Source organism: Stenotrophomonas sp. STEN240 (assembly GCF_056756175.1).
The window spans coordinates 1-11,508 of the sequence record NZ_JBRRBO010000040.1; the positions used below are offsets into that span (position 1 = coordinate 1).

Sequence of the window (11,508 nt, forward strand, 5' to 3'; positions counted from 1 at the left end):
CTCCCCAACCACTCTCCCGGGGGGAGAGGGGCTTTAAAAGACCCCCAGCTCCAGCCCTGCTGCTAACAGCCCGCCCAGCTCCCGGCCTTTTGCCAGCTCAGATTCCGGCACTGCTTTCGCCGCCAGAATCGCCTCCGCCGTCTGTGCCTGCGTACACACCAGCAGCGGCTCGGCCACTTCTTTCAAGCGCAAACCCAAAGCCACCCTGCGCAACTGCGCAATCGTCGGTTGACCATCCGAGCCGGCACACACCAGCAGCGCATACGGTTTGCCTTCGCAACGGCCGAGCAGCGGGTAATAACTGCGATCAAAGGAATCCTTCATCGCCCCGCTCATCGAAGCCAATGTCTCCGGCGTGGCAAACACCACCGCATCGGCTCCCAGAACATCATCGGCGTTCGCCTCCGCAGCACGCAGCGCAACCACCTGCACCGCATCACCCGCACTCGCGCGGGCCCCGTTCAACAAAGCCTCCACCATCGCTTCAGTGGCACCGGTAAAGCTGTGCCACACCACCAGCAAACGGCGCGGTGCGGCAGCCATCACTCAGACGTCCAGGCCGATCGGGCAGCTCACACCGGTACCGCCGATGCCGCAGTAGCCACCGGGATTCTTGGCCAGATACTGCTGGTGGTAATCCTCGGCGTAATAGAACGGCGGTGCCGGGAACACGATCTCGGTGGTGATCTCACCAAATCCGGATGCGGTCAGCTGCTGCTGGTAAGCATCACGGCTGGCAAGCGCAGCGTCGTACTGTTCCTGCGTATGGCAGTAGATCGCCGAGCGGTACTGGGTGCCGGTGTCGTTGCCCTGGCGCATGCCCTGGGTGGGATTGTGGTTCTCCCAGAAGGTGCGCAGCACGGTTTCCAGCGTGACCTGTGCAGGGTCAAACACCACCCGTACGACCTCGGTGTGGCCGGTAAGCCCGGAACACGCTTCTTCATACGTCGGGTTCGGGGTGACGCCGCCCTGGTAGCCCACCGCCGTGGTAACCACGCCCGGCAGCTGCCAGAACTTGCGCTCGGCGCCCCAGAAACAGCCCAAGCCCACATCCAGCACCTGCAGGCCGGCGAAGTCGCCCTGCAAGGACTGGCCGTTGACGAAATGCACGTTGTGCAGCGGCAGCGGCGTGTCCCGCCCCGGCAATGCTTCTTCCGGGCGCGGCAGGCGCTGCTTGAATGCACCAATACCCAAAATACCTTGGCCGATTCCCAACATGGTCAGTTCCTCAGGCCGGGAGGAATCCCGGCGCGTCATCGTCATCCAAGATGGGGGCATCAGCGCCCTCGTCCAAGCCCAGCGCGGCCACGATGTCTTCGGCCTCGGCCTTGGCTGAATCCGGCACGCAGACCCGCAGCATGCCGAACAGCGGCAGTTCGCCGCCCGCGCCCAGCAGGGATTCGCCGAATACGAAGGCCGGTATGTCGGCGGCCTCCAGCGCATGCTTGACCAGGTGCGCGTCGAACAGGTTGTTGGTCTGGTAGATCAATTGCATGGGGTTCTCCGTTTACAGCGGCTTGCGCAGCGCATCGGTGGCGGCAAGCTGCTCGCTTTCCTCGGCACCGGTCTGGCGCCATTCACGCACAGCGGGCAGCGCCAGCAGCGCCTGCATATAGCGCGCGGCTTCGCCCTCGACCGCGACGCCATAGCCAGCAAAACGTATCGCTACCGGTGCATACATCGCATCAACGATGCCGAACTGCCCGAACAGGAAGTCCCCGCCTCCACCGTGGTCGCTGCGCAGCGTGTTCCACAAGGCGCAGATCCGCGCGATATCGGCCTGGGCAGCCGCATCCCAGCGGTAGCCATCGGGCTGGCGGCGACTGTTCATCGGCAGTTGGCTGCGCAGCGCGGTGAAACCTGAATGCATTTCCGCCGCCGCAGCCCGGGCCAGCGCGCGTTGTGCCAGGTCGGCCGGCCAGCCACGCCCGCCCAGCCAGCGCTCGTTGGCGTATTCGCAGATGGCCAGCGAATCCCACAGCTGCAGCGGCCCGTCGCGCAGGGCCGGGACCTTGCCGGTGGGCGAATGCAGCCGCACCTGGCTGGCAAAGCCCGGCGTGTCCAGGGCCAGCCGTACTTCGTCGAACGCCACCCCGAAATGCCGCAGCAGCAGCCACGGACGTAGCGACCAGGACGAGTAATTCCTGTTGCCTATCACCAGAACGGGGCGGTTCATCAGGGCGAATCCACGGTCAGCAGACCCCAGCATAGCTCCGTCCCGGCAACCAACGCCCGGCTCGGCTAAACTTGCGGTTTACTTCAATACACTGCGTCCCCCATGTCCGAGAACACGCCTGCTGTCGCTGCCACGCCGGAAAACGCTCCCGAAAAGCGCGATTTCATCCGTCAGATCGTCCGTGAGGACCTGTCCAGCGGCAAGCACACGGCCATCAAGACCCGCTTCCCGCCCGAGCCCAATGGCTACCTGCACATCGGCCATGCCAAGTCGATCTGCCTGAACTTCGGCATCGCCGGCGAGTTCGGCGGTGTCTGCAACCTGCGCTTCGACGACACCAACCCGGCCAAGGAAGACCCGGAATACGTGCAGGCCATCCAGGACGACGTGCGCTGGCTGGGCTTCGAGTGGAACGAGCTGCGTCACGCCTCGGACTACTTCGACGCCTATTACCTGGCCGCGCAGAAGCTGATCCGCGACGGCAAAGCCTATGTCTGCGACCTGTCGGCCGAGGAAGTGCGCGCCTATCGCGGCAGCCTGACCGAACCGGGCCGCCCGTCGCCGTACCGCGAGCGCAGCGTCGAGGAAAACCTGGACCTGTTCGCACGCATGCGCGCCGGTGAGTTCGCCGACGGTGCGCGCACCGTGCGCGCAAAGATCGACATGGCCAGCGGCAACATCAACCTGCGCGATCCGGCGCTGTACCGCATCAAGCACGTCGAGCACCAGAACACCGGCAATGCCTGGCCGATCTACCCGATGTACGACTTCGCGCACGCGCTGGGCGATTCGCTGGAAGGCATCACCCACTCGCTGTGCACGCTGGAATTCGAAGACCACCGCCCGCTGTACGACTGGTGCGTGGACAACGTCGACTACGCCCACGACAACGCGCTGACCCAGCCGCTGGTCGACAAGGGCCTGCCGCGTGAAGCAGCCAAGCCGCGCCAGATCGAGTTCTCGCGCTTGAACATCAATTACACGGTGATGAGCAAGCGCAAGCTGATGGCGCTGGTCACCGAAAACCTGGTCGATGGCTGGGAAGACCCGCGCATGCCGACCCTGCAGGGCCTGCGTCGCCGTGGTTACACGCCGGCTGCCATGCGCCTGTTCGCCGAGCGCGTGGGTATTTCCAAGCAGAACTCGCAGATCGATTTCAGCGTGCTGGAAGGCGCGCTGCGCGAAGACCTGGACAGCGCCGCTGCCCGCCGCATGGCGGTGATCGACCCGATCAAGCTGGTGCTGACCAACCTGCCCGAAGGCCACGAAGAAACCCTCACCTTCAGCAATCACCCGAAGGACGAGAGCTTCGGCACCCGCGAGGTTCCGTTCGCACGTGAGCTGTGGATCGAGCGCGAAGACTTTGCCGAAGTGCCGCCCAAGGGCTGGAAGCGTCTGGTGCCGGGCGGCGAAGTGCGTCTGCGCGGCGCCGGCATTGCCCGCGTTGACGAAGTGGTCAAGAACGACGCCGGCGACGTTGTCGAGCTGCGTGGCTGGCTGGACCCGGAATCGCGCCCGGGCATGGAAGGTGCAAACCGCAAGATCAAGGGCACCATCCATTGGGTCAGCGCCCAGCACGCGGTGGAAGCCGAAGTGCGCCTGTACGACCGCCTGTTCTCGGTGGCCGACCCGGACGATGAGTCCGAAGGCAAGACCTACCGCGACTACCTGAACCCGGAATCGCGCAAGGTCGTCACCGGCTATGTCGAACCGGCTGCCGCTGCCGCCGCGCCGGAGCAGAGCTACCAGTTCGAGCGTACCGGCTACTTCGTCGCCGACCGCCGCGACCACACCCCGGCCAAGCCGGTGTTCAACCGCAGCGTGACCCTGCGCGATACCTGGTCGGCCTGATCAGGACGGGAGGGGTTATCGGCTGACAGCCCGATAACCCCCTGCTCACGGGCTACGCGGCTACCATGGCCGCGTGCCCAGATCAGGATTGACCCATGCTCCGTCTGTCGCTTCTGCTCAGCCTTCTGCTCGCCCTCACCGCCTGTACGGCCCCCGCCGCCACCGCGCCGGTCACCTCGCAGCCGACACCTCCTGCGCCGGTCGCCGAGCAGGCATCCCCCGCCAAACCTGCCGCCACGCCCGTCGTGGTCAACAGCAGCTGCACGGTCGATGCCGATTGCACGGTCAAGAATGTTGGCAACTGTTGTGGCTATTACCCGGCCTGCGTCAACGTCAACAGCGCCACCGACCCAACCGGCGTCCAAGCCAGTTGCCAAGCCAAGGGCATGATGAGTGTCTGCGGATTTGCCGAAATCCAGAGCTGCAGCTGCGTCAAAGGCCAGTGCGCGGCAGCCGGCGAGTCCAATCCGCTGCGCCAGCCGATGACGGAGAACCCTGCACCAGTGCGCTGAGCACGCTCAACGCGATCCGACCGTAACCCGGGTAAGCGCAGCGCACCCGGGACAAGGATCTGGTGCTCTTTCAGACCGTCTGTCACCGGCCCCGGGTGCGCTGCGCTTACCCGGGCTACATGCACTGCGGTTATTGAACTTTCGCGCTAATCAGAGCGCGGCTTGGCCTCGACGCTGCTGCGCCAGGCATCCAGAAACTGGCGGCGCTTGAGCGCATCCAGATACACCAGCAGGCCCGGGCCGAGCTGGATCGGACGCCGATTCTGGCCCGGTTCTCGGTCACTGCCACCGGTGCCGATGATGGGCATCAGCCGCGCTTCGCGCGACAACACCTGCTGGCCGCGCGCCGACAACAGGTAATCGAGAAAACGTTTGGCCTCGACCGGATGCGGGCTGTTGCGGGGTATCACCGCGGTACGCAACACCACCAGCGTGTAATCTTCCGGCTCGACGATGCCCAAGGGTGCGCCGGCATCGATGCGCGCCTGCGCATACGAGCCCAACACGTTGTAGACCAGAGACAACTTGCCGCTGCTGACCTGGTCCAACAACACACCGGTACGTTCTTCGCGCACCACGCCGTTGTCACCCAGGGCGCCGAGCAAGGCACCGGCAATGCTGCCGCGCTGCGCATCCTGCGTGGCCAGCAGATAGCCAACGCTGCTGCGCTCGATGTCATAGGTGCCCACCCGGCCACGCAGCGGCGCACCTTCGGCACGCAGCAGGTCCAGCAGCTGGCGCCGCGTGTGCGGCACTTTGGCGGGCGGCAGCGCACGGGTGTTGTAAACCATCGCCACCGGCTCGTAGCTGATGCCGAAGGCTTCATTGCGCCATTTCGCCCACGCCGGCACCGCCTCGGTCTGCGGCGAGCGATGCGACAGGGCATGGCCATCGTTGACCAGCTTGGTCTGCAGGTCCATGCCGCTGGAAATCAGCAGATCCGGTGCGGTTGCAGTGTTGCGGTCACGCAGGAAGCGCGCGTACAGATCCTGGGTGATGATGTCTTCGTAAACGACTTCGGTGCCCGGATACAGCCGCTGATAGTCGGCGATAACCACCGCGAACACTTCGATATCGGTGGTGCCGTGGATGCGCAGCTGTGCGGTCGCCGTGCCGGTGGCCGGGAAGCGTTGTACATCGCCCGGTGCCGCGCTCACCGCAGTGGCCAATAGAAGCCCGCATAGCAGGATCAAGCAGCGGCTCATGCGGCATGCCTCGGTAGGTAAATGGTGGCGACCAGGCCACCTTGGGGACGATTGCTCAGGTCGATGCGGCCGCCATGACTTTCGACCACGCGTTTGACGATGGCCAACCCCAGGCCAGCACCGCCGGCCGGTGCGTTCTCGCCGCGCCCAAAGCGCTCGAACACGCGCTCGGCATCGGCGGCACTGATACCGGGGCCGTGGTCGGCGATGGTCAATACCGCCTGCGCGTCCTGCACAGTCAAGGCGATCTGCAGCGGACCATCGCCGCCGTATTTCATCGCGTTGTCGATCAGGTTCTTGATCGCCTCGCGCAGCAGCAAGGCATCGCCATTGACCTGTACCGCGCCGGTGGTGATCGCCAGCTGCACACGCGGCGCCGGCCCTGCCTGCGGCAAGGCTTCATGCAGGGCCTGGTGCACGGTTTCGGCAAGATCCAGCGGCACGAAACGCTGCAGATTGGAACGGTGGATGACGCTGGCATCGCTGAGCAACTGGTTGAGCAGGCGGCTCATATGCGTTGCGTTGCGCTCGATCGCGCGCAGGCTGCGCTGCATGTCCTCCGGATCTTCTTCATCCAATGCCAACTGCGCCTGCGCGCGCAGGGCCGCCAGTGGCGTTCGCATCTGATGCGCGGCTTCGGCCATGAATGCACGCAGGGTTTCGTTGCTGCTGGACAGGCGCTCCATGAAACGGTTCAAGGCGGCGACCATCTGGTTCATCTCACGCGGTACGCGCGAATCCAGCGGCTTCAGATCGGACGGCTCGCGCCGCGACAATTCGCGCTCCAGCCGCACCAGCGGGCGGAAGGCGCGGTGTACACCGAAGGCCACCAAGGCCAGCAGCAAGGCCGACAACACGCCGATGGCGATCAGGGCGCGGTTGACCATTTCCTGCGCCAGCGCAGCGCGCGCACGCCGGGTCTGGCCCACCTGCACCTGCACTTCGCCCTGCGCCGAGGCAGCAGCGAAGCTGCGCTTGACCACCACGAAGCGCACTTTCTCTCCGCTGTAATCGGCATCGAACAACTGTGGCTGGCTGCCCTGCCTGCGCGGCGCCTGCGGCAGATCTTCATAGCCGGTGATCGTGCCGCCGTGACTATCTGCCACGCGGTAGAACACCCGGTCCTCCTCCGCCATCGACAACAGGTCCAGGGCGGCATACGGCAGATCCACCTGCCATTGACCATCGACCAGCGCTACCGAATCGGCGATGGACAAGGCCGAAGACAGCAACAGGTGATCGTAGGACCGGTTGGCTGCACGTTGGCCATAGTCGCGGGCAGCGAACAGCAAAGCCACCGCGAACACCGCCAGCAATGCACCCAGGTACAGCATCAAGGTGCGCCGCAACGAACCGGAAGCGTGGATCTCAGCCGTCGCCATCGGCGCCGCCATCGCTGGCTTCCAGCATGTAGCCCACGCCGCGCACGGTGCTGACGCGCAGCGGTGCGGCCACCAGTTTTTTCCGCAGGCGACCGATATAGAGCTCGATGGCATTGGGCCCGGCTTCGTCATCGAAACCGAACAGGCCCTTGCCGATTTCATCCTTGCCGACAACCTGACCGAGCCGCCCGACCAGAATTTCCAGCAAGCGGAATTCGCGGTTCGGCAACTCGATCACCTCGCCGTCCAGACTCACCCGGTGCGCGGCGTTGTCGAACTGGAACCCACCAATCTGCACCACTTCGCTGGCCTGACCACGCCCCCGTCGCAGCAGCACGCGGCAGCGCGCCTCGAACTCGCGGAAATCGAAAGGCTTGCCCAGATAGTCGTCCGCGCCCACATCCAGCGCCTGCACGCGGTCTTCGATGCCATCGCGGGCGGTCAGCATCAGCACCGGCGTGCTGTCGCCACGTTCGCGCATGCCGGCCAGCACCCTCAGGCCATCAAGCTTGGGCAGACCAATATCCAGCACCACCAGGTCAAAGCTCTGGTAACGCAGCACGCTGGCAGCGCCCATGCCGTCGGCCTGCCAGTCAACCGCGTGGCCGTTGCGGCGCATGCGTCGAATGATGGCGTCAGCCAGATCCACGTTGTCTTCAACCAGCAGCAGGCGCATCGCAGGGGAATGTGGGGGAAGGCGCGAATGCTAACGCGGAAGCTGCACGGGCGCAGGCCCGGCGCCTATTGCTGCAGCGCACAAATCACTGACAGGCGGATGACAGCTAGTCCCCTCCAGACTGCGGCCACGCACCAGCAGGTGCTCACGTTTGCCGCGCGTTGGACGCGCACCTGGGAGGGTTTGTGGATTTGAGTGTTTTCCTGAAGCGCAGCAGCACCGCCAGTGTTCTGTTGTGCCTGAGCGCGCCGCTGCTGGCCGCAGATGCCGACGCTGAAGGCCCGGTCACCGCCACGATCGGTGGCCGCCTGCATCTGGATTTCGCCAGTTTCGACAATGATGGCCGTGGCACGCCGAACAAGGACGACACCGAGATCCGTCGCGCCTGGCTGGATGTCTCAGGCAAATTCTTCGTGGTGGATTACAAGCTGGAAGCCGACTTTTCCGGTGACCGCCCCGAAGCCAAGGACGTCTATGTCAGCCGCAGCTTCGGCGATGCCGGCAAGCTGACCGTTGGCCAGTTCAAGCAGTACTACTCGCTGGACGACCGCACCGGCTCCAACTACGGCAGCTTCCTGGAGCGCGGCAATGCCGGCACCACGCTGGCACCGCTGTACCGGTTGGGTGCTTCCTGGCAGGCCAATCCGGGCGACATGACCTGGGCGGCCAGCGTCTACAGTCTGGAAAGCATCGATGCCTGGCAGGTGAAAGGCCGCGCCGCCGGTGGCCGCGTTACCTGGGCACCGAGCCCGGCGGCCGGCGATGTACTCCACCTGGGCGTGTCGCTGGCGCGCGAGGCCTACGACAACCCCGGCGTGAATGGCGTGCCAGCATTGCGCATCCGCCCACGCCCGGCCGGGCACCTTTCTGACGAAAGCCGCCTCACGCTGGTCGACTTCTCGGCCGGTCGCGACACCGACGTCAACAAGTGGTCGCTGGAATACGCGCAGGTGCGCGGCCCGCTGTCATGGCAGGGCGAGTTCAGCGGCGCCACCTTCGATGACGGCGCGCAGCGCGGCGAGGTGATGGCCGCGTACGGCATGCTCAGCTGGTTCGTCACTGGCGAATCGCGCAGCTACGACCGCAAGACCGGCCGCTTCGCCCGCATCAAGGACATCCGCCACAAGCCCGGTGCATTCGAAGTTGCCCTGCGTTATGACCAGATGCGCGGCAACCAGCATCTGGATGGTCAGCCCGACCTGCGCAACGGCAGCACCGAGGCCTGGACCCTGGCCGGCAACTGGTACCTGCGCGACAACCTGCGTTTCATGCTCAACCTGATTGAAAGCCGCAACCGCAATCGCCTTGCCGATACCACGGTGGACCGCACCGGTGCGGTAACCGGCCGCCTGCAGTTCGATTTCTAAGCCCCTCTTTCCCATCCTGTCCTTTCAAGGAGTCTGCAGATGATGCTGACCATCCTCGGCTTCGGCATGGTTCTGACGTTCATGTATCTCATCATGAGCAAACGACTGTCGCCGCTGGTCGCCCTGATCACCGTGCCCATCGTGTTCGCCCTGATCGGCGGCTTTGGTGCCGGCCTCGACGAAATGATGCTGGACGGCATCAAGAAGATCGCGCCCACCGGCGTGATGCTGATGTTCGCCATCCTCTACTTCGGGGTGATGATCGACGCCGGCCTGTTCGACCCGCTGGTGCGCATCATCCTGCGCATCGTCAAGGGCGATCCGCTGAAAATCGTGATGGGCACCGCCGTGCTGGCGATGCTGATCTCGCTCGATGGCGACGGTTCCACTACCTACATGATCACCGTGTCGGCCATGCTGCCGCTGTACCGCCGGCTGGGCATGAACGCGCTGAGCATGACCTGCGTGACCATCCTCGCCGGCGGCGTGATGAACCTCACCCCGTGGGGCGGCCCGACCGCACGTGCGGCCACTGCCCTGCATGTGGACCCGGCCGATGTATTCGTGCCGCTGATTCCGGCGATGGTGCTGGCCTGCATCGGCATCCTCGCGTTGGCCTGGTACCTGGGCATGAAGGAACGCCGTCGCCTGGGCGTGGTCGCCCTGCCGCAGGGCGGCTCATGGATGGACGCCAGCGTCTCCGACGACAGCGATGCGCTGCCGACGGTGGAAGACGCCGAGGACACCAAGCGGCCGAAACTGCTGTGGGTCAACCTTGTGCTGACGCTTATCCTGATGGCAGCCTTGGTTATCGGTCTGCTGCCGATGCCGATCCTGTTCATGGTCGGCTTCGCCATCGCGCTGGTGATCAACTACCCGAACCTGGCCGAGCAGCGCCGCCGCGTGGTCAACCACGCCGGCAATGTGTTGTCGGTGGTATCGCTGATCTTCGCTGCGGGCATCTTCACCGGCATCCTGTCCAACACCGGCATGGTCGAGGCGATGTCGCGCGGCTTCCTGTCGGTGATTCCGGAAGCCTGGGGCCCGTATCTGGCGGTGATCACTGCCGTGGCATCGATGCCCTTCACCTTCTTCATGTCCAACGACGCGTTCTACTTCGGCGTACTGCCGATCCTGTCCGAAGCGGCCGGTCACTACGGCATCACTCCGGTGGAAATGGCACGCGCCTCACTGGCCGGTCAGCCGGTGCATCTGCTGAGCCCGCTGGTGCCATCGACCTATCTGCTGGTTGGCCTGGCCAAGGTGGATTTTGCTGACCACCAGAAGTTCACCCTCAAATGGGCGGTACTGATTTCGCTGATCCTGATGGCCGGCAGCCTGCTGTTCGCCCTGTATCCGCTGGCCGCCTGATCCGTACCTACCTGACGCATTGGAGAGCAACATGACGCTACGTATCGCTTACGTCACCAGTGGCATGGGCAGTGTAGGTACTGCCATCTGCCAGACCCTGGCCCGCGCCGGCCACACCGTGGTGGCCGGTTGCGCACCGGACTCGCCGCGCAAGGCCAACTGGATCCGCGAACAGCGCGAACTCGGCTTTGACTTCATCGTGTCCGAAGGCAATGCCGCTGATTGGAACTCCACCGCCGCTGCTTTCGCAAAAGTGCGCGCGGAAGTGGGCGAAGTGGATGTGCTAGTCAACAACTCCGGCGGCAGCCGCGACATGTTGTTCCGGCAGATGAACTGCGAAGACTGGAACGCGGTGATCGCCTCCAACCTCAACACCTTGTTCAACCTGAGCAAGCAGGTGGTTGATGGAATGACCAACCAGAACTGGGGCCGCATCATCAACATCGGCTCGGTCAGCGCGCAGAAGGGCCAGATCGGCCAGGTGAATTACGCAACAGCCAAGGCCGCGATGCACGGCTTCAGCCGTGCGTTGGCGGCAGAGGTTGCAGCGCGCGGGGTCACCGTCAACACCATCTCGCCGGGCTATATCGCCAGCCAGGCGATCAGCAGCTTCCCACCGGATGTGCTGGATAGGCTTGCAGCGTCGGTTCCCATCCGTCGCCTTGGCAAGCCCGAGGAAGTGGCATCGCTGTGTGCGTGGTTGGCCAGCGACGACGCAGCCTATGTAACCGGCGCCGACTATCCGGTCAACGGTGGCTTGTACATGGGCTGAGCCCATGTTTGCCGCGTGCCACAGCAAACGCCGCGCTTGTCGCGGCGTTTGTTTTTTTAGGCGCAGTGCAGCCGTAGATTGATGACGTCCGTACGCCAGAACGCTCGACCGTGTCGCACTTTCGGCACTGCAAGGTCAGCGCGGTGCTGCACAAGCGCATGGATGCGCCGCTGCGTAAACCAGCTTTAACAATCAT

Annotated in this window: 12 protein-coding genes; 5 read left to right on the forward strand and 7 right to left on the reverse strand. The window is 64.4% G+C overall.

Going from position 1 to position 11,508, the window contains the following annotated elements; genetic code table 11:
• Positions 1–33: 33 nt before the first annotated feature.
• The 4 genes from ACVOKO_RS15115 to ACVOKO_RS15130 are packed head-to-tail and all read right to left on the reverse strand — an operon-like array spanning position 34 to position 2,176.
• The gene (locus tag ACVOKO_RS15115) at positions 34–543 is read right to left on the reverse strand and encodes a flavodoxin family protein (RefSeq protein WP_346499714.1); all 510 of its coding nucleotides are present in this window, start codon (positions 541–543) and stop codon (positions 34–36) included.
• 3 nt (positions 544–546) lie between these two features.
• A complete protein-coding gene (gene msrA, locus ACVOKO_RS15120; RefSeq protein ID WP_346499750.1) occupies positions 547–1,197 on the reverse strand; it encodes a peptide-methionine (S)-S-oxide reductase MsrA in 651 nt (216 codons plus the stop codon).
• Between the two features lie 31 nt (positions 1,198–1,228).
• Positions 1,229–1,495 carry a putative signal transducing protein gene (locus tag ACVOKO_RS15125; RefSeq protein WP_346499715.1) on the reverse strand — a complete coding sequence of 89 codons (267 nt, stop codon included), beginning with the start codon at positions 1,493–1,495 and terminating at the stop codon, positions 1,229–1,231.
• Between the two features lie 12 nt (positions 1,496–1,507).
• Positions 1,508–2,176 (reverse strand): glutathione S-transferase family protein, encoded by a 669-nt coding sequence (locus ACVOKO_RS15130; RefSeq protein ID WP_346499716.1) that lies wholly within the window; start codon positions 2,174–2,176, stop codon positions 1,508–1,510.
• 102 nt (positions 2,177–2,278) lie between these two features.
• Between ACVOKO_RS15130 and ACVOKO_RS15135 the strand changes: the two genes are divergently transcribed.
• Positions 2,279–4,027 carry a glutamine--tRNA ligase/YqeY domain fusion protein gene (locus ACVOKO_RS15135; RefSeq protein WP_346499717.1) on the forward strand — a complete coding sequence of 583 codons (1,749 nt, stop codon included), beginning with the start codon at positions 2,279–2,281 and terminating at the stop codon, positions 4,025–4,027.
• A gap of 95 nt (positions 4,028–4,122) precedes the next feature.
• Positions 4,123–4,539: a hypothetical protein gene (locus tag ACVOKO_RS15140; RefSeq protein WP_346499718.1), complete on the forward strand. Its 417-nt coding sequence runs from the start codon at positions 4,123–4,125 to the stop codon at positions 4,537–4,539.
• A 146-nt stretch (positions 4,540–4,685) separates the two neighbouring features.
• On the opposite strand, the gene ACVOKO_RS15145 is transcribed toward ACVOKO_RS15140, so the two are convergent.
• The 3 genes from ACVOKO_RS15145 to ACVOKO_RS15155 are packed head-to-tail and all read right to left on the reverse strand — an operon-like array spanning position 4,686 to position 7,802.
• Entirely contained in the window at positions 4,686–5,744 is a 1,059-nt protein-coding gene (locus ACVOKO_RS15145) for an ABC transporter substrate-binding protein (protein WP_346499719.1), read from the reverse strand.
• Positions 5,741–7,138, reverse strand: a complete 1,398-nt coding sequence (locus tag ACVOKO_RS15150; RefSeq protein ID WP_346499720.1) for a sensor histidine kinase N-terminal domain-containing protein — start codon at positions 7,136–7,138, stop codon at positions 5,741–5,743. Before ACVOKO_RS15150 ends, ACVOKO_RS15145 begins: the two co-directional genes overlap by 4 nt.
• A complete protein-coding gene (locus tag ACVOKO_RS15155; RefSeq protein WP_346499721.1) occupies positions 7,113–7,802 on the reverse strand; it encodes a response regulator in 690 nt (229 codons plus the stop codon). The genes ACVOKO_RS15150 and ACVOKO_RS15155 overlap by 26 nt, the downstream gene beginning before the upstream one ends.
• A 191-nt stretch (positions 7,803–7,993) precedes the next feature.
• Between ACVOKO_RS15155 and ACVOKO_RS15160 the strand changes: the two genes are divergently transcribed.
• The 3 genes from ACVOKO_RS15160 to phbB are packed head-to-tail and all read left to right on the forward strand — an operon-like array spanning position 7,994 to position 11,312.
• A complete protein-coding gene (locus ACVOKO_RS15160) occupies positions 7,994–9,169 on the forward strand; it encodes an OprO/OprP family phosphate-selective porin (protein ID WP_430980794.1) in 1,176 nt (391 codons plus the stop codon).
• A 42-nt stretch (positions 9,170–9,211) separates the two neighbouring features.
• The gene (locus tag ACVOKO_RS15165; RefSeq protein WP_346499751.1) at positions 9,212–10,540 is read left to right on the forward strand and encodes a CitMHS family transporter; all 1,329 of its coding nucleotides are present in this window, start codon (positions 9,212–9,214) and stop codon (positions 10,538–10,540) included.
• 31 nt (positions 10,541–10,571) lie between these two features.
• The gene (gene phbB, locus ACVOKO_RS15170; protein WP_346499723.1) at positions 10,572–11,312 is read left to right on the forward strand and encodes an acetoacetyl-CoA reductase; all 741 of its coding nucleotides are present in this window, start codon (positions 10,572–10,574) and stop codon (positions 11,310–11,312) included.
• The last annotated feature ends 196 nt before the right edge of the window (positions 11,313–11,508 follow it).

Bases quoted from the DNA above. Each gene is read 5' to 3' on its own strand.
- ACVOKO_RS15155 (WP_346499721.1), bottom strand. From the start codon at position 7,802: ATGCGCCTGCTGCTGGTTGAAGACAACGTGGATCTGGCTGACGCCATC.
- ACVOKO_RS15165 (WP_346499751.1), top strand. From the start codon at position 9,212: ATGCTGACCATCCTCGGCTTCGGCATGGTTCTGACGTTCATGTATCTC.
- ACVOKO_RS15115 (WP_346499714.1), bottom strand. From the start codon at position 543: ATGGCTGCCGCACCGCGCCGTTTGCTGGTGGTGTGGCACAGCTTTACC.
- ACVOKO_RS15125 (WP_346499715.1), bottom strand. From the start codon at position 1,495: ATGCAATTGATCTACCAGACCAACAACCTGTTCGACGCGCACCTGGTC.
- ACVOKO_RS15150 (WP_346499720.1), bottom strand. From the start codon at position 7,138: ATGGCGGCGCCGATGGCGACGGCTGAGATCCACGCTTCCGGTTCGTTG.
- ACVOKO_RS15130 (WP_346499716.1), bottom strand. From the start codon at position 2,176: ATGAACCGCCCCGTTCTGGTGATAGGCAACAGGAATTACTCGTCCTGG.
- ACVOKO_RS15135 (WP_346499717.1), top strand. From the start codon at position 2,279: ATGTCCGAGAACACGCCTGCTGTCGCTGCCACGCCGGAAAACGCTCCC.
- ACVOKO_RS15145 (WP_346499719.1), bottom strand. From the start codon at position 5,744: ATGAGCCGCTGCTTGATCCTGCTATGCGGGCTTCTATTGGCCACTGCG.
- ACVOKO_RS15140 (WP_346499718.1), top strand. From the start codon at position 4,123: ATGCTCCGTCTGTCGCTTCTGCTCAGCCTTCTGCTCGCCCTCACCGCC.
- phbB (WP_346499723.1), top strand. From the start codon at position 10,572: ATGACGCTACGTATCGCTTACGTCACCAGTGGCATGGGCAGTGTAGGT.